At 75.1% G+C, this 17,492-nt stretch carries 16 protein-coding genes; all 16 read right to left on the reverse strand.

The window, feature by feature from the left end; all coding sequences use genetic code 11:
- On the reverse strand, window positions 1-297 hold a 297-nt coding region (locus AB0881_RS04030), incomplete at its 3' end, for a hypothetical protein (protein ID WP_366613994.1).
- The gene (locus AB0881_RS04035; protein WP_366613995.1) at window positions 294-4,136 is read right to left on the reverse strand and encodes a hypothetical protein; all 3,843 of its coding nucleotides are present in this window, start codon (window positions 4,134-4,136) and stop codon (window positions 294-296) included. The genes AB0881_RS04035 and AB0881_RS04030, both read right to left, overlap by 4 nt.
- 20 nt (window positions 4,137-4,156) lie before the next feature.
- Window positions 4,157-5,218 (reverse strand): hypothetical protein, encoded by a 1,062-nt coding sequence (locus AB0881_RS04040; RefSeq protein WP_366613997.1) that lies wholly within the window; start codon window positions 5,216-5,218, stop codon window positions 4,157-4,159.
- A 25-nt stretch (window positions 5,219-5,243) separates the two neighbouring features.
- Complete coding sequence (locus AB0881_RS04045) at window positions 5,244-5,861, reverse strand: hypothetical protein (RefSeq protein WP_366613998.1); 618 nt, start codon at window positions 5,859-5,861, stop codon at window positions 5,244-5,246.
- 50 nt (window positions 5,862-5,911) lie between these two features.
- On the reverse strand, window positions 5,912-8,176 hold the full coding sequence (locus AB0881_RS04050; RefSeq protein WP_366613999.1) for a hypothetical protein: 2,265 nt from the start codon (window positions 8,174-8,176) through the stop codon (window positions 5,912-5,914).
- Window positions 8,173-9,480, reverse strand: coding sequence for a baseplate J/gp47 family protein (locus AB0881_RS04055; RefSeq protein WP_366614001.1), 1,308 nt, complete (start codon window positions 9,478-9,480; stop codon window positions 8,173-8,175). The genes AB0881_RS04050 and AB0881_RS04055 overlap by 4 nt, the downstream gene beginning before the upstream one ends.
- 3 nt (window positions 9,481-9,483) lie before the next feature.
- Window positions 9,484-9,867: a hypothetical protein gene (locus AB0881_RS04060; RefSeq protein WP_366614002.1), complete on the reverse strand. Its 384-nt coding sequence runs from the start codon at window positions 9,865-9,867 to the stop codon at window positions 9,484-9,486.
- A complete protein-coding gene (locus AB0881_RS04065) occupies window positions 9,867-10,211 on the reverse strand; it encodes a hypothetical protein (RefSeq protein WP_366614004.1) in 345 nt (114 codons plus the stop codon). The genes AB0881_RS04060 and AB0881_RS04065 overlap by 1 nt, the downstream gene beginning before the upstream one ends.
- Entirely contained in the window at window positions 10,211-11,896 is a 1,686-nt protein-coding gene (locus tag AB0881_RS04070; protein ID WP_366614006.1) for a hypothetical protein, read from the reverse strand. The genes AB0881_RS04065 and AB0881_RS04070 overlap by 1 nt, the downstream gene beginning before the upstream one ends.
- A 25-nt stretch (window positions 11,897-11,921) precedes the next feature.
- Window positions 11,922-12,281 carry a hypothetical protein gene (locus AB0881_RS04075; RefSeq protein ID WP_366614007.1) on the reverse strand — a complete coding sequence of 120 codons (360 nt, stop codon included), beginning with the start codon at window positions 12,279-12,281 and terminating at the stop codon, window positions 11,922-11,924.
- Between the two features lie 17 nt (window positions 12,282-12,298).
- Entirely contained in the window at window positions 12,299-12,808 is a 510-nt protein-coding gene (locus tag AB0881_RS04080) for a hypothetical protein (protein ID WP_366614009.1), read from the reverse strand.
- Between the two features lie 3 nt (window positions 12,809-12,811).
- Window positions 12,812-13,111, reverse strand: coding sequence for a hypothetical protein (locus tag AB0881_RS04085; protein WP_366614011.1), 300 nt, complete (start codon window positions 13,109-13,111; stop codon window positions 12,812-12,814).
- A gap of 2 nt (window positions 13,112-13,113) precedes the next feature.
- Entirely contained in the window at window positions 13,114-13,506 is a 393-nt protein-coding gene (locus tag AB0881_RS04090) for a hypothetical protein (RefSeq protein WP_366614012.1), read from the reverse strand.
- Between the two features lie 17 nt (window positions 13,507-13,523).
- Window positions 13,524-14,639, reverse strand: a complete 1,116-nt coding sequence (locus tag AB0881_RS04095; protein ID WP_366614014.1) for a hypothetical protein — start codon at window positions 14,637-14,639, stop codon at window positions 13,524-13,526.
- Between the two features lie 43 nt (window positions 14,640-14,682).
- Window positions 14,683-15,477, reverse strand: coding sequence for a hypothetical protein (locus tag AB0881_RS04100; RefSeq protein WP_366614015.1), 795 nt, complete (start codon window positions 15,475-15,477; stop codon window positions 14,683-14,685).
- 135 nt (window positions 15,478-15,612) lie between these two features.
- On the reverse strand, window positions 15,613-17,436 hold the full coding sequence (locus tag AB0881_RS04105; protein WP_366614016.1) for a serine/threonine-protein kinase: 1,824 nt from the start codon (window positions 17,434-17,436) through the stop codon (window positions 15,613-15,615).
- Window positions 17,437-17,492: the final 56 nt, after the last annotated feature.

The raw sequence follows: 17,492 nt of genomic DNA on the forward strand, positions 1-17,492 counted from the left end.
GGACCGCCCGCGGGGCGCGGGAGTTCCCGGTCCCCGCCGGGTCACCGGGACGGCGACGGGCCGGCCGCCCCGGTCGTAGCTCGGCACGTCGTAGCCGGCCGGCCGGTCCCTGGCGGGCGCGAACGGTTCCCGCGCGGGCTCGTTCCGCGCGGGCTCGGCGGCGTCCGTCCCGGTCGCCGCGCGTATAGCGGCGCGTACGGCCCGCCGCACCGCCTCCTCCACCAGGCGCGCCGGCTCGGGCGGAACCTCGCGGGAGTCGGCGGCCGCGCCGGGCAGGTGGTAGCGGCGCGCGGTCACGGCGCGAACTCCAGGACCCGGCCGCTGCCGGGGACGACGAACTCCAGCAGTTCGGGGATCAGGTCGGGAGGCAGCTGCAGCTGGTCCTCGGCGAAACGGACGTCCACCAGCCGGGTCGTCTCCGGGGGCGCCTCCAACTCCGGCCGCGCGCTGCCGCGCAGCGCCGAGAACCACGCCTCGTCGATCTCGTAGACGACCAGGCGGCCGCCCGGCCGGTGCCCGATCAGGAACTCCAGCGCCCGCTCGAACACGCCGAAGTTCAGGTTGAGCATGTCGCCCTTGGTGTTGATGGACACGCTCCCGTCCCGGCCGACCGAGTGGTACGCCTTGCTGCTGTGGATGCCGGTGCCGCCCTCGACCCGGAACACCACGCGGTTGCCGGTACGGCTGCGGAACACCGGCCTGACCAGCCGTTCGATCAGTTCGGGATGGTGCTCCGACGCGGCGCGCGGCACTCGCACGAGCGTGCCGCTCTCCGCGGCGCCGCCGCGCCGCACCAGCGCGTCGATCGCCTCCTCGGCCTCGCGCGGACCGGGGAGTTCGGGCAGGGGCCCGCCGTGGGGGAACCCGGCGGCACGGGTGCGCAGTGCGGCGGCGTCCGCCAGCTCCCGTTTCGCGAGGGCGCGCAGCCGCTCCGCGCGCGCCGGGTTGTGGGCGTCGGCGGCGGCGGCCTTCTCCAGCGCGGCCTCGGCCCGCTTCTGCGCGTTCGCCGCCTCGGCTTCGAGCGCGCGCGCCTGGAGCCGCTGCGACAGCTCGAACTGCCGCCGCAGCGGCGGCGCTCCGGCGCGCGGCGGGCCGGCCACGATCCCGGCCCGTTCCAGCAGGCCGATGGCGGCCCGCTGCTGCTCGGGCGTGTAGCGGCCCAACCGGCCGAGGAAGGCCGCCAGCTCGCCGGTGCCGCCGAACGTCCCGACGGCCAGATGGCGGACGGCGGATTCGTCCATCGTGGCGAGCACCTCAAGGAAGTGGACGGTCTCCTGCGGGTGCGCGGCGAACTCGTTCATCAGGCGGACGGACCGTTCGGGTTTCGCCGCCCCGGCCGCGGCCAGGAACCGTTCCAGCCCGCGGGCCGCCGCCGCGGAGAACGTGGCGCCGTGGAGTTCCAGGACGCGGCGGGCGAGCAGTTCGCCGCCCATCCGCTCGACGACCTCCTGCACGCGCTCGCGGAACCCCTCCGTCCAGAACCGGGCGCCGGTCTCGCCGATCGCCGCGCCCAGCGCCGCCCGCAGCCGGGCGAGGGCCTGGGTCATCTGCGCCGCCCAGCGCCCCGCGTTCCACCCGTTCGCGCGCAGCAGCGCCGCCAGTTCCCGCGCCGACGGCGCCCTTTCCAGCAGCGACTTGAGGAGGGGCACGGCGGTGAACTCGGCGACCACGCCCAGCGCCGCGTTGAAGGCCATCGCGCGGACGTAGGTCCCGGCCGACGACCACGACCCCTCGCCCAGCCCGACCTTGATCACGTCATGGGCGAACGTCTGCATCAGGCCCTGCGCGGCGCCGCCGACCGCTCCGGTGAGCAGCTTCTCGGCCACCCATCCCCGGACCACCAGCCGGGCCGAGCCGGTGCCGATCCTGGTCGCGGTCCACCGGCCGAGCGCGCCGCCCAACCGGAAGCCCACCGCCATCAGGTAGCCGTCGAGCGCCGCCTCCAGAAAGCCGCGGAGCGTGATGCGCGTGTCCCCGGTGACGGCCCGGACGATGTACGTCGCCTCGGCGAACCCGATGGAGCCGGCGACCTGGCCGGCGCCGCCGCCCAGCCGGAGCAGCAGGGCGACGGCCCCGATCTCCCAGCCGACGACCAGCGCGCCCACGCCGAGGACGATCACCGTCGCCGTCTCGTAGACCTCCCCGGCGCGCGCCAGCCGCAGCGCGATGAGCCGCCCCTCGAACGCGCCGGCGTTCTCGGTGACCTCGCCGCCCGCGCCGGTCCACCCTTGCTCCTCGCCCTTGACCCGTTCGACGAACTCGAACCGGACGTCGAACCCCGGCACGCCCGAGTGCTCGGTGGCCAGCACCTCCAGCAGGCGGATGCTCCGCTCGACGACGACCTCCTCGAAGTCGGCGTCGGTGACGCCGGCGGCCGCGGCCGCGCGCGCGATGACCGCGGCGGCGAAGGACCGCTCGTCGTACTCCTCGGCCGTGGCGCCGGTGAGGATCCTCGCAGCGAGCGCGTCCCGCTCGCGGTCGAACGCCTCCCGCAGCCGCGCCGCCGGGGCCGGCTTGAGCCGCTTGTGCGGCTTCCTGGAGATGTAGATCGAGTCCACGTCGCCGAAGATCGCGCCCGCGCGGACGGTCCGGCGCTGGTCCTTCTCCAGCAGGAGCGCGCCCGTGCCGGGCCCGCCGGCCACGTAACCGTGCGGTGCGTCGGCCCGGCGCTTGGCGGCCAGGAACGCGCGCAGCCGGACGACGCGCGAGTGCGCGGCGTACCGGGTGGGCAGGCACAGCAGCAGGAGCCTGTACCGCAGGCCCTCGTAGGACGACGCTTCTGCGGCGTCGAACAGCGTCTCCAGCCGCCCCGCGCCGTCCAGCACGTTCAGGACGTGCTCGAACAGGGTGCCTCCCGGCGGCCGGACGTGGGGCAGGGGCTCGAACCGCCACATCAGCGCGAGCATGGCGTCCCGCCAGGCGGGGTCGTCGGGCGCGCCGGGCAGGAGGGCGAGGAACCGCGCGGCCAGCTCGCGCGCCCGGGGCCCGTGCAGCGCCGCGCCGAGCCGGTCGGGCGCGAGGTCCAGCAGGGCACGGACGTAGAGGACGTTCCACGGCCCGCCCCGCGCGACCGCCGCCACCGGCTCGGGAAGGCGCGCGGGTGCGTCCCCGCCGAGCAGGAAGAGGTCCGAGGCCTGCCGGAGGCCGGGCGGCGGATCGCCCGCCTCGTGGTCGAGCAGCGTGAACAGGGCCGCACGGTCCACCGGAGGCCGCGCCTCGGCGGCCCGCACCCACACGCGCAGGGTCTCGCGGGCGAACTCCTCGGCGTACCGGTCCCACGGGACGCCGGTGTCGTGCTCGAACGATCCCGCGTCGACGACGAAGCCGGCCTGGCGGACGGGCAGGTCGAGCCACCGGCCGGGGCCGGGCTCCGCCAGGTCGGCGAGCCGGACCCGGGGCAGCCGCATGAAAGCGAACACGGCCCACCCGCCGTGCAGCAGCGCCCCGCCCCCGGTGCGGCGGGCGTTGTGCGCGCCGAACGCGGGGACGCCCGCCGCGACCGCGCCGCTCCCGTCCAGCGCGGCCAGCAGCGTGCGATGCCCCTCGAACGGGCTGAGCGCCCACGCCAGCTCGGAGCGGTCCCCGGTGCCCGCCAGGCGGGAGGCGCGCGCGACGAGTTCGGCGGCCAGCTCGTCCCGGTCGTAGGTGCGTCCGGCGCGTACCCACCACACCTCCGCCCACTGCTCGCCGGCGAGCATCCGCCCGTACAGCTCGGCGTCGGGCATGGGGGCGCCGCGCACGGCCTCCAGCCAGCCGAGGAACCGCCCCACCGTCGTGCGGAACGGCACGGACCTGAGCACCACCCACGGCCGTGCCGCGCGGCGTACGACCGGGACGCGCGCCTGCCGGCCGCCCGCCGGCCCGGGCGCGGCGGGCGACGAGCCCGCGTATGAAGGAATGAGGTAGTGCTCCTGCTCCTCGGACGGGGACGAGGACGAGGATGAGTAGGGCTCGCGGACCTCGCCGCGGGCCGCCGTCCCGGCCCCGTGGCCGCCCGCCCGGGCCAGCCGCCGCTCGGACTCGGCCAGCCGCGCCCCGACCAGCCGCGCGACCGTCCGGGACAGGTCGGCGAGCCGCTCGGCGTCCGGCGTGCCGGCCAGCCGGATCCGGATCGGTACGTGCACGTTGACCCGCACGGGCGGCGGTCCCGTCCGGCCTACTCGGTCACCACGAACGCGACCCGCAGGCCGCTGCCGACCTGCGTGCCGTACCTGGTGCGCTGGACGATCTCGAAGGCGTGGACGCCGCCGACCGCCTCGTCGCGGCTGATGTCGATCTTCAGTGTGGCCGGGGTGCGGCCGTGCAGGGGGTCGTCGTCCGAGCCGCCGCGCCCGAGGTCCGGGGGCAGTTCGATCGGCTCGAAGCCGCCGCTCTCGCTGGAACCCCGGAATTCCCCCAGGCCGGGAATGGAGAGCCTCGTGCTCAACGGCTCCTGGGACATCCGTACCGGATACAGCCCGTCACTGCCGACCACGATCAGTTCGGGGACTTCGCCGCCGGTGACGTCGTCGATCTCCGGCGACGACACCAGGGCGCTGAGCACGCCCCCGTCGAGGAAGTTCTTATCTGCCACCGCGCCGATTTCGAGGAACACGTCCCCATCCACTTCGGGAAGCGCCATGAGATCGAACGGCACCATGAGGGGAACGTGCAGCAGCGACTTCGCCTTCATCTCCACCATGATGTTGCGCTGCCCCTGGTGCGGGTCGTTGGTGACATCGAACTTCCCGGTGGGCGGGATCTCCGCGCCCTCCGGTTCCTCGACCTCCAGCGGGTCCTGGAAGCAGTTGGCCACCAGGCACATGTGCCCCCCGCTGCCCGTGAGCTGGCCGGCGGTGGGCGTCCACGCCTGGTTGTTCCTGAGACAGGTGAAGACGTGCGGATCGAGGGTGCCGCCGGACCCGCTGCCCGGGGCGACGCTCTTGATGCCGCTGGTGAACATGGCCTGGGCGTGTTTGGGCTCGGTCCACCCGACGTGGGGGTTCATCACCCACGCCTGGACCTTCACGCCGTCGACGGCCCCGTCCGCGCGGTTGCTGACGCGGACCTTGACGGTGGACGGCTGGCCCTCCTTCGCCTGGCCGTTGGTGGGCCGTGGCGGATCGAGGAAGATGCTGGCGTTGTCCCACCAGGGCGAGGCGGTGAACGGTCTCTGTGTCCCGTCGTCCTGCGCGTTGGGCATTCCGTAGTCGACGGCGAGGAAGAGGTTTCCGGCCATGGCGGCCTCCGGTTCCAGTCGGTTTTCAGTCGGCGATGTACTTGATCTGGACGCTGGACAGGGTGACGGTGTCGCCGGGGACGGCGCCGGTCACCCGGGCCGACACCTGGTAGCGGAACGCGCTCATGTCGACGCGCGCCCTGCTCTCGTCCACGGCGGAGGTGAAATCGAAGGTGTCGTCGCCGAGGACCTGGGCCAGGCGCTCGGGCGCGGTGCTGCCGACCAGCGGGACGCGTCCCAGCACGATGTTCAGGCGCGAATCCTGGCCGGTGTTCCGGCCGAGCACCCGCAGCTCCAGCAGCCGGACCTTGTCGGGCAGCGGCACCGTCATCTGCCCGGCGACCTCCGCCTCGTCGTCCGGGCGGACGGCGGTGCCCGCCGCGTCGAACGTCCACGGCGGCGTGGAGCCGACCGGCGTGAACAGCGGCGGCAGCGAGAGCCGCCGCGGTTCGGGCGGCGCCTGCTGCGACAGCTTCTTGATGGCGGTGTCGATCGCCGACACCGCACCGGAGATCGTCTCCAGGTCCTTGCGGATGGCGGTGAAGCGGACGTTGAAGCCGTTGGGACCCCCGGCCTGGACGCGGTCGCGGTTGTCCACCCATTCCACGTGCCGGAATCCGGGCTCGAACTTGATCTCGGTCATGAGGTCTGGCCTCCTGGGCGGCTCTGGTCAGGTCTGCAGCGGGCTGGGTGTCAGGTCTCGATCAGGTGGTCGCGGAGTTCCCGGGTGACGACCTCGACGCCGAGCGGGCGCAGGTCGCCGAGGAGCCGGACGATCAGGTCGAACTGGGCGGCCGTGATCACCTTGGCGTCGGGGGCGGGCGGCGGGTGCAGGCGCACGGCGAACCGGTACGGGCCGAGCGAGTCCCCCATCAGGTAGGTGGCCTGGACCCACGCCGTGCCCGGGTGCAGGCCGCGGACGACCGCGGTGGCCGGGGTCTCGCTGCGGGCCGACACCAGTCCGGCGCCGGCGTGGCCGGCCGGTCCCGCCGACCAGCCGAGCACGCCGGCCGAGCCGACCGTGTCCGGCGCGGGGCGGACGGTGAAGACGGTCTCGGCGTCCATCTCCAGCACGCCGTCCCAGGACGCCGGGGCCGCGATGTCGACGGGATCGGCCGGCGCCTGCCGGACGGTCACGGACTCCGCGTCCGCCCGGGCCCGGTCGAACCCCGCCGCGTGGGCGAGCGCGGCCAGCCGCCCCGGCGGGACGTCCGGGTGCGCGAGCCGCAGCTCCCGGCCCTGGCCGGCCGGGCCGGGGGCGTCCGGCCGGTAGGCGGCGAGGATCCGCAGCCGGCGGCCGGGCGGGACGGTGCCGAGCGCGGCGATCCGCCCGAGCAGGTCGTCCAGCCGGTCGCGCGCGGTGCGGTGCATCCGGCGGTTGTCCTCCGCGCCGCCGTAGTCGACGCGCTCGTCGTCGTGCCGCACCAGGAACGCCGGGCCGGCGTCGCCGCCCGCGGGCAGGTCGCCGGGGTCCGTCGTGCCGTCGGCGGCGATGGTGGTGCCCGTTTCGAGGGAGGCGGGCCGCGCGGTCAGCTCGCGGGTGGCGGTGAGCGTGTGCGTGGCGTACGAGATCTCGGCCTTGACCGTCACCCGTCCCGGCGCCGTTCCGGTGACCGTCACCGACGCGCCGTCCGGTGCGGGGGCGAGCGTGCAGGATCCAGGGCCGCACGGCACCGTCCGGTAGCGCACCGCCGCCCCGGCGGGCGGGGCCGGCCGCAGCGCGAGCACCAGCGCGCCGCCGACCGGCAGGACGTCGCCGGACTGGTCGGCGCCCGCGGCCGCCAGCACGAACAGCTCGCCGGGCAGGGTGGCGGCGTAGACCTCGCCGCCGCGGCGGTGGAACACCAGGTCGAAGCCCGCCCGGTGGGCCAGCGCCGCCAGCCGCGCGGACCCGATCGCGGTGTGCTCCATGAGCATGGCCCGGCCGGTCGCCCGGCCGTCGGGCGCCGCGGGGTCGAACGCCGACAGCACCCGCAGCCGCCCCCCGGCCGCCTCGGCCGCGGCCAGCGGCAGCAGGCGGCCGAACGCCCGGGCCGTGTCCGGCTGCACGAGGCGCGGATCGGGAGGCGGCCCGCCGCTCCCGGCCTGGTCACCGTCGTCCGGAGGCGGTGGCGGGGGGACGTGGTCGGCGCCGTCGCCCTCGATGCGGGTGAGGAACCGGGCGTCGAAGAAGCCCTCGGGCGGGGCGTCGCCCTCCGCCGCGGTCGTCCGGCCCGCCGCGTCGATGCCGGTGCCCTCCGGGATCCGCGCCGGCACGACCCGGACCGTCCGCACGCCCCGGTGCACGACCCCGTCGGAGTCGTCCACCACCAGGGTCCGCCCGTCCTCGCCGAGCCGGCCGACCGCGGTGTTGAGCACCTCGGCCAGGCCCGCGGCGGTCGGCAGCGTCCACGCCCGGAACGCGCCCAGGCGATCCCGGTAGCGGTCGTCGCCCTCCCCGGCCAGGCGGGGCACGCCGAACTCGGTGCCCAGCGCGTCCAGGGCGCGCCCGGACGCGAACGGCAGGTGCCGCTGCGACAGCACGCGGGCGAACTGGCGGCGCAGGTGGTCGCGCTCCCAGCCCACGACCCACAGCGCCTTGGCGATCGTCCCGAGCAGCGCGGTGACGGCCCATCCCCGCGAGACGTCACCGGCGGACGGCTCGGCGGTCACCTGGGCGACGGTCCCCGCCGTCCGGGGCGCGGCGAACGAGGTGCCCGCCGGGGTCCCGGCCGGGACCGTCACGCTGACCTCCCTGCCCTGCCCGGTCAGGCGCACCGTGGTGTCGTGCTTGACGTCGGCCAGCGCCTCGACGACGTAGGCGGGGTCGGGCGGGACACCGAACCGTTCCTCGTGGTGGTCGAACCCGTGGTGCTCCTCGACCGTCCCGTCCGCGCCCAGCGCGAGCCGCATCCAGGAGCCGCCCCGCTCGAACGGCAGGGTGAGGCGCCCGGCCATGCGCCGCGCGGCGAGCGTCATCGGGTCGCCACCTCGATCTCGGCCAGGTCCCCGCCGGGGCGGAACATCGGGATCTCGGTCGGGCCCATCACCAGGTTCTCGCCGAGCGGCGCCTCCACCGGGGCGGCCTGGTACGGCACCGTGCCGAAACCGACCCGGCCGAACGCGGCCGGGCAGCGGCGCAGGCGCAGGTCGCGCACGTCCACCACGCCCTCCTGCGCGGCGATCGCGCCCATCACCTTGGAGTACAGGACGTCCGAGCCGAGCCGCAGCCGCCCGATGTCGTCCGCGAGCCGGGCCCGGATCGCGGCGGCCGCGGCGGCGCCGTCGGCGCCCTCCGCCACCAGCACGCGCGCCCGCACGCCCACGTCGATGTGGTCGGCCTCGACGATGTTGACGTGCACGCCGATCGGCCGGACCCGGTCCACCGCGCGCCTGACCCGGTCCCGCAGCCCGGGAGCGGTGCCGTCGCCGGTGCCCTCCCAGTGGTGCGCCGGGTCGTGCGCGACCGCCAGGTCGGCGAAGTAGGGCTCGCCGATCCGGCGCTCCCCGATGAACGCCCGCTGGTCGAACGTGAACAGCCCGAAGACGCTCTGGGTGACGTCCACCCCGCCGACCGGGTCCGAGAGCCGCACGTCCAGGACGCCCTCGGTGCCCAGCGCCGCCTGGCGGACGGTCTCGACGGTCCAGACCGTCCGCGGCAGCGCCAGCAGGCGGCCGCGGTACGAGTCGTCGGACTCGTCGGCGGAGGTGCCCTCGAACGGCAGCGGGTTGGTGACGGCCAGGGCCGCGGGCGCCCATCCGGCCAGGTGCCTGGCCGCGTCGTCGGGATGCAGCCGGTCCAGCGTGCCGGCGTTCACCGGCCCGCCCCCGGGGGCGGTCTCCACCACGCTGACCGTCCGGACCGGCGCCTCGGCGGTGAGCACGGCCGGGACGAGGGTCCGGAACACGCGGTCCGCGTTCGGGAGCGTCACCAGCACCCCCTCGGGCAGGGCGTAGACGCGGCCGGGCGCGCCGCCCTCCAGCGTGAACTCCACGTCCCCCGACCGCGGCCCGGTCCGGCGCCCGAGGCCCGCGTCGTCCCCCAGCAGGTCCAGCGCGTCACCGGTGGCGCTGGAGACGAACATGGAGTAGTAGGTCCGCTCCAGCTCCTTCCACAGCTCGGCGTCCTCGGCCGCCACCACTTCGAGCAGCATGCCGAGCGGGCTCGTGTTCGACAGGTCCACCTCGGGCCCGAACACGGCCCGGGCCCGCTCGCACGAACCGGCGAGGATCTCGTTGATCCGCTTGAGCGCGAATCCGTCGGGGGTGACACCGAACGCCATGGATCAGACCTCCAGCCGGGCCTCCAGGAAGGCCCGCCCCCCGTCGACGATCTCCACGTCCACCTCGGCCAGCCACCGCCGCCGGGTGCCCTCCACCGGGGTGAACCGCACGTCCAGCACCTCCGCGACGCGCGGGTCGGCGGCCAGCGTCCGGACGATCTCCAGCCGGAGCAGCTCCCGGACCATCCGCGGGCTGCGCGTGCCGGTCAGCGCCTCCTTGAGGCTCAGGCCGTACCCGGTGTCGAAGCGGTCGGACCCGTACGGGGTCAGCAGCCGCAGCGTCAGCGCCTGCACGAGGTTGTCGCGGCCCGAGACCTCGGCCAGCCGGCCGCCGCGCATGACCAGGTCGCCGTCCTCCAGGAGCAGGCTGTGCCCGAGCGCCGCCATCAGACGGCGCTCAGCTTGCTCTGGCCGGCATCGCTCACCTGCCACATGACGGGCGCCGGCGGCGTGGCGTTGGTGGTGCCGCGGGCGGTGGCGAGCGCGACCGGCGTGCCCCGCACCGTCAGTTTCGTGGCCGCGCCCGCCGTCACCGCCGTGACCTTCAGGCACGGGGTGAAGCCCTTGCTCGGGTCGTTGTTGGTGCACCCGGCGACGGTGGCGGCCATCAGGTCGGTGACGAGCAGGGCCGGGCTGCCGTCCACCGTCAGGGACGCCTGCGACGGGGCGGCGGTCAGCGTCCCCCCGTGCATGCACCGCAGCCGCGAGGCGGTGGTGAGGACGGCGGGCATCACGACACCGCCACCGACGACTTGTCGAGCGTGAGCCGCACGGCCTCGTTGGTGAACATGATCTTCTTCCCCTTCGTGGCGACGGTGACCTCGCCGTCGGCGGTCACGGTGATGGTGGTCCCGGTGTGGTGCTCGATCGTGATCGAGTCGTCGGCGGGCGGGTCGGGGCGGGTGCCGACCGTCGGCAGCAGCCCGGTGCCGACGACGATGCGCAGGCCGCGCGCCTGCACGATCCGGCGGCCGGACGCGTCGGTCAGGTCGTTGACGCCCGGGCCGTCGGGCATGCCGTCCGGGCCGAGCCTCGTGGGCAGGGCCAGCCAGTAGTCCCCGGCGCGCGGCTCGGGCGCGGGCGCGCCGGGCGTCCGCCGCCACAGGTAGCCGACCACCGCGGCGTCGTTCACCAGCCCCCGGTTGTGGGCCAGCAGCGCGCGCATCCCCGGGTAGACCGGCGTCATCAGCCCGCACGGCCCGAACGCGAACGGCGCCGCGACCGGCTTCTCGTGCAGGACCGCGTCGTCGTCCACCGGATCGGTGACGCTGGGCGAGGCGGAGCCGGGCGCGGGCGACTGGCCGTACTTCATCGTGACCCGGTGCCCGCCGCGGGTGTACTTGGTGACGTCGCCGACATCGATGTCGGGCGCGGCCATCCGGTCGCGCTCGCCCCGGGCCCGCAGGGTGTCCAGCATGCCCCGCGCGCCGCCCGCCGCCGGAGAGAGCCGCCCCGCCCGGGCCGCGACGAGCGTGACGTCGCAGACGTAGCCGGTGCCCGCCCCGAAGCGGTGCACCACCTCGGCGACGCGCAGCGGGCCGGACGGCACGTCGTCGACATCCTCCACCGTGGCCACCTGGCCGGCGCGCAGGCCGGGATGGCCGAGCGCGGTCAGCTTCACGGCCGTGTGGACGGGCGGCGGCTCGTCGTCGTCCGGTTCGCGGACCCGGGTCTCCTCGTGCTGCCCGTCGCCGAGCGCGACGAGGTTGACGGCGGGGTCGAACGCGACCGGCGCCTTCTCGCCGCCCACCGCCGCCCCGAGGAGGACGCGCTGGTCCCGGACGACGATCGGCGCCTCGGCCGCGGCGGCCAGCTCCCCGAGCGCCCCGAGCGCGTTCGGGGCCCGCACGGTGAAGGCACGGAGCGGTACCGGCAGCTCCGAGCCGGGCGCCAGGGACACGCCGGCCGCCTTGGCCACCCGGCGGGCGAACTCGTCGGCCGTGGCGGAGCCGGCCAGGTGCTGGGCGGCCTTCGTCGTCCGCAGCGCGTAGCCGCCCGCCTCCTGCCCGGTGAGCCGGACGCGGGTGCGGCCGTCGTCGGCGACCCACGCCGCCACCCGCAGGACCCGGCCCTCGATCACCTTGCGGCCGCTGCCGGGCTCGTCGAAGTAGCCGAGGGTGACGGTCAGCCGCAGCGGCGTGGACGCGATCGTGGAGCGGATCCGCTCGACGGTCGAGCCCGGCAGTCCGGCCAGCGTCACCTCGAACCGGTCGGCGGACGGCCCCTCGGCCATGGCCACGGTGATCTCGGCGTCCAGGATCAGCGACCCGCCGAACACGTCGTTCGACACCGTCACCGGCAGCCCGAACGACGGCAGCCCCGGTACCGACGCCGCCGCCGACGCGACCGCGCCCAGGAGCCCGCCCGCCGGCTTGTCCTCCGCGATGGTGACGCTGTACCGGATCACCAGGCCCATCGGAACCCCACCCCCGCGACGCGACTCATCGGGCCGCCACCCCCGCCACGACGCGGGACCCGTACGCTCCGACACCGTTGAGGTTCCGCACGTCCACCACGGCCTCCTTGAAGACGAGGGAGAGTTCCCCCGCCGCGTACTCCAGCCCGCGCGCGACCTTGCGGTGCAGCAGCGGGACGAGCCGGCCGCTGTCCTCGCGCAGCACCCGCGCCACCAGGAAGGCGTCCCCGCCGAGCAGGTCGAGCGCGCCGCCCTCGGCGGCCCGCTCCTCGGCGACGTTGACGTACAGCTCGACGAGGTAGACCAGGGTCCCCAGCTGCAGGCGGAAGCTCTGCGGGAACCCCTCGTCGGCGTCCACCGGGAGCCGGAGATAGGTGCGCGGCACGGCGATCCCTCCCGCGCTCACAGCGGCGGGCCGGGCGGGCGGGGCACCGGGCCGGGCGGCGGCATGCTCGGCACGGCCGCCAGCCCCGCGCTCAGCGCCAGGTCGGCGACCTCGCCGATCAGCGCGGTCAGGCTGGACCTGGGCACCTGCGTCAGCGTGATCGACACGTCGAACGCGTCGCGCTTCTGCACGCTCTGGGTGAAGCGCAGGTCGGTGATCTGCATGTCGAGGCTGAGCGTCAGCCCGCACACCACCGGGATGCCGCTGATCGCCAGCGCGGGCGCGGCGGCGGCCAGCAGCGCCCGGGACGTCAGCGCCAGCACCTCCAGCGCCTTCTTCAGCGCCCGGCGCTCCGGCCCGAGCAGCACCGCCTCGATCGTGATGGTCTTCGCCGAAGGCTGCGTCGCCTGCGAGAACCGCCCGCCCAGGATCCGCTCCACGCGGTAGCCCTCGGTCATCGTGATGCCCTGCACGTAGAGCAGCGGCACCGGCCCGACGAGCACGGGGGTGTTGACGGCGTCGGCCATGGCTCACCCCAGGCCCTCCAGCTCGCGGCCGAGCTCGTCGAACACGTGCTCGGCGACGCGCCGCACCTGGTGCGCGCCGAGGTCCCCGACGACCTCGATCTCGATCGGGAAGTAGTAGTTGACGACCGTTCCGGCGCCCGCCGCGCTCCCGGACACGACCGCCTCGCCGCCCTCGGCCGGGACGATGTACTCGCCCTCGTGCACCAGCGCGATGCCGGTCCGCTCGACGCGGCCGCCCGCCGCGAACGACGGCAGCCCCGCCGCCCCGGTCTCCTCGTCGCCCTCCTCGCCCGCCGCGTGCACCGTCAGTCCTCCACGCCGACGTTCAGGGCCATGCAGGTGAAGTTGGCCTGCGGGACGCCGTCCACGGTGACGGTGGACGGCTGCGTCGCGGTGACGACGCAGCGGCCGAACTTCAGCGCCGAGAACACCCAGTCGCCGCCGGTCTTCTCGGCCACCGCGACGGCGAACTCCCCGCCGGTCACCGCCAGCTCGGTCAGGTCCGCGACGGCCCCGGCGATCGCGGGGATCGTCATGGTGAAGGTGAACGTGAACGGCTGGCGCACGTAGCCGACGCCGTCGGCCTCCAGGCTGTGGATCACCGCGTGCGGGACGTTGAACGACGGCGCGAAGTTGGTGATCGGGGTGATGGTCCTGTCCCCGAGCCTGACTTCCAGCCGCGTGTTCCAGTCGGCCATTCCGGTTGCTCCTCGGGCTAGTGGAAGTTCAGCTTGATGTTGAGGCGGTGGATCGCGCCCGCGTAGTCGACCGAGGCCAGCACCTCGACGAGGCGCTGGGCCTGCGCGTCGTCGACCTCCGCCTGCTCCTCCGGGGTGCGCTCCTCCTTGTCGAGCAGCGCCAGGATCGGCACCACCACGGTGTAGCCCTCGATGACCTCCGCGCGGACCAGCGGTTCGAGCACCGCCTCCAGCTGGGCCACGAGCGCCCGCAGCCCCGACCGGCTGATGCGCAGGTTCCCGATGGTCCGGATGAGCCGCGCCTTGAGCCGGTACGACACGTCGTCCAGGCAGCGGACGATGTCGATGTACTTCTTGGTGCTGCCCGGATCGCCGGTGTACCCCTCGCCCAGGTAGCAGCCGCGCCCCGGGATCAGCGGCGGGTGCGCCAGCCAGACGACGCCCTTGCCGGCCGGCGGGCCGTTCGGGGTCTCCACGCCGTTGAGCGCGAGGATGTCGGTGGCCGGGAGCGGCTTGCTGTCGATGTCGACCGGTTTCAGCAGCATCGACACGTGCGGCTCGTAGCCGGCGATCGTCCCGGCGACGGCGGCCGCGGCGTCCTGCGCGCTCCGGTGGGCGACGTAGACCATCCGGTCCTTGGCCAGCGACGTGGTGAGCACGGTCGTGTCGGTCGCGCCGTCCTCCAGCATCGCCACGCCCATGCGTTCCAGGCCGTCGGGCGCGTCCGCGGAGACGTGGGCGGCCAGCAGGCCGATCGGGCCCGTGTTCTGGCCGGTGGTCGCGTCGAGCGGCGTGCCGGCCACGGTGACCAGCTGCACGCTCTCGGACTCGATGGCCTTGAACCCGGCCGCCCAGTCCACGGGATTGCCGTCGACCCGTACCGCGTACACGACCGCGGGCCCGGGCGACTGCTTGAGCGCCAGTGCCACGGATCTCCCGAGCGTGCCCGGTGCCCGGCGGCGCGCCTCGGACGGGTCGGCGAACGGCACGACCTCGCCGGCGACCACCATGTCCGCCGGCGCGGCCCCCTCCGGCGTCACCGTGCCGATGATCGCGACGTTGCCGTAGGCGCGCACCGCCGGGGTGAACATGTCGGAGCTGGGAGTGACTCTGATGTAGCGGACGGAACTCATTCGACCTTCCTCCTGCGTCACGCGCGTGGCGGCCCGCCGGCCGTCATGGGATGAACAGCGCCGCGATCCCCGCACCGGCGAGCAGCCGGGTGATCTCCTGCTCGGTCGGCCCCGGAGGCTCGGCGCCGACCCGCGGGAACACCGCGGCCATCGCATACGGGGCGCGGTGCTCGCCCAGTTCGTCGGGCGGCGGGACGGGCGCCCCGGCCGAGGCCGACACCAGGCGCGCGGCCCGTATCGCCCCGGTCACGTCGGCCGGGTCGGCGACCAGCACCGCCACCCGCAACCGCGCCGTACGCCTGTTGGCGGGGTCGGCCGGATCGAACTCCGCCGGCTTCCTGAGGCGGATCTCGGCCCGCAGGTACTGGCCGGCCTCACGCAGGTCCTCGACGGTGGCGAGCCCGTGCGCCGCCATGAAGGCGTCCAGGTCGAGGAAGCGGAACCGGTCGCGGAACTCCTCCAGCGTCCGGAAGTCGTCCAGCGCCGCCACCACCAGGGACGCCAGGCCGCCGGGATCCACCTCGGCGACGACCTCCACCTCGACGCCGGCCAGCAGGTCGATCCACACGGGCGCGTCCGCGCGGCCTTCGGCGAGGAACTCGGTGCGCTCCGGCGGCGAGCGGCCGACGGCCGTCCAGCTCCCCGCGTGGCGGGTCGCCGGGAAGACCGGCTCCTCGACGCGCAGGCTCCGGACCGTGACCGAGCGGACCGACTCCAGCCGGGCGTGCTCCAGCACGTAGGACTGCTCGACCAGGAACTCCGCCGACGGCGCCAGCGCCTCCGCGAGCGCGGCGGCGTCGGCGAGCCGTGCCACGGCCGTGTCCCTGAACGAACCCATCGTCCCCCCTCTTGATCAAGTTTGTATCCGCGCAGGTCAGACCGCTATTCGTATCTCTACGTATTGCGCGGGGAGGGAGGACGTCCGGCGCCGGGCATCGCTCGTGACCCGGCCCGGACCGGCGGGAGGTGGTGGTCAGCCGCGCTGGAGGCCGCCGGCCTGGCCCTGCTTGAGGGCTTCCCAGCGCAGGCCGCCGTTCTGGACGTCGGGGGCGATCCGCTGCATGCCGCCGAGCTCGCAGCCGCCTTCGAGAACGCGGGTGGAGAAGAAGACGATGGCCGGTTCGACGGATATCAGGACGGCGGCCGCCCGGCACGTGTCGCCGCCGTCCGTCACGGAGATCTCGACGGCCTCCGTGCCCACGGCGCCGCCGGAGATCTCGAAGGTCTTCCTCGGGGGAGCGGCCGTGCTTCCGGCGGTGGGCCTTCCCACCGTGGTCCACCATCGGCCGCGGTAGCGTTCGGGGACCCGGTCGCCGGAGGACTTGGACAGGGTGGCCGACGCCGATCCCGCCGTCCAGTTCAGCGTTCCGTCGCCGCCCAGCGCCATGCTCCACCGTGAGCCGTCGCCGCAGGCTCCCGCGGGGACGCTGCGCACGGTACGGGACCGCAGCTCGGCCGAGGCGGTCCCGGCCGAGACCAGCGTCAGCCGGGACTCGCACAGCGTGTCGTCGGTGACCGACCAGATCGAGCCGGCGGCGCCGCCGCTCCGGCCCTGCCGCAGGATGACGCGCCGCGTCCACTGCTCGCGGGTCCCGGGGGTGACGGACTGCCCCTCCCAGGCGCCCACCATGGCCTCCGGCAGGTTCCCGGAGGGGTCCGTCCGCAGCTGCCTGGCCGTGGCCGTGCTCGTCGTCGCGTCGAGCGGTGCCGGGCCGCCCGGCTCCCGTTCGAGGTCGAGGAGGACGGCCAGTGCCATGGCGACGACGAGGACGGTTCCGAGCGCCCCGGCCGCCAGGTAGGCGGGCGTCCGCGTCCGCCGCACGGGCGGCGTCGCGAAGGGTGGCGGAGGGTACGGCGGGGGCGCGGCGGAGCGGGGCGCGTGCGCGGGCGCCTCTAGTTCCAGCAGGCGGGCGGCGTTGCGGCCGATGTCCACGGCGATGGCGGCGGGCAGCCACGGCTCGCCGTACTCGCCGGACTCGGCGGACAGGAGGGCGAGGATCTCGTCCGGGCGGGGACGCTCGTCCGGGCTCTTGGCCAGGCACGCCTCCGCCACCCGCAGCACCGGCTCGGGCAGCCCGTCGAGGTCGGGTTCCTCCTGGACGATGCGGTACATCACGGCGTGCATGCCGCTGTCGGAACGTCCGAACGGCTCGCGCCCGCTCGCCGCGTACGCCAGCACCGCCCCCAGGCAGAACACGTCGCTCGCGGGCGTCGGCCGCCGCCCGCGCACCTGCTCGGGCGACATGAAGCCCGGCGACCCGATGAGCGCCCCCGTGCGGGTCGCCACGGTCGCGTCCAGCGAACGCGCGATGCCGAAGTCGATGACGCGCGGCCCGTCCAGCGTCACCAGGACGTTGGTGGGCTTGAGGTCGCGGTGGACCAGGCCGCAGGCGTGCACCGCCTGGAGCGCGCGGGCCAGGCCGGCGGCGAGGGCGAGGGCCGAGCGCTCCGGCAGCGGGCCGTGCCGCCCGACCGCGTCCCGGAGCGTGGGGCCCGGGACGTAGGCGGTGGCCAGCCATGGCGTCGCGGCCGCGGTGTCGGCGTCCAGGACCTGCGCCGTCCACGCGCCGCCCACCCGCCGTGCCGCCGCCACCTCCCGCTCGAAGCGGGAGCGGAACTCCGGGTCGCGGGCGAGTTCGGGATGCACCACCTTGACCGCGACCGTGCGTCCCCGCTCGTCGCGCCCCAGGTACACCCGTCCCATCCCGCCGGCGCCGAGCCGGGCCAGCAGCCGGTAGCCGCCCACCTGCGCCGGGTCCTCGGGCCGCAGAGCGTCCAGGCCACCGGTTCCCGCCATGCGGTCAGCTCATCGCCATCTGCACGACGCCACATACCTCCGCTGGTCCCACTCCG

Origin of the sequence: Spirillospora sp. NPDC029432, from assembly GCF_040703975.1 — a bacterium.
Lineage (GTDB): Bacteria > Actinomycetota > Actinomycetes > Streptosporangiales > Streptosporangiaceae > Spirillospora.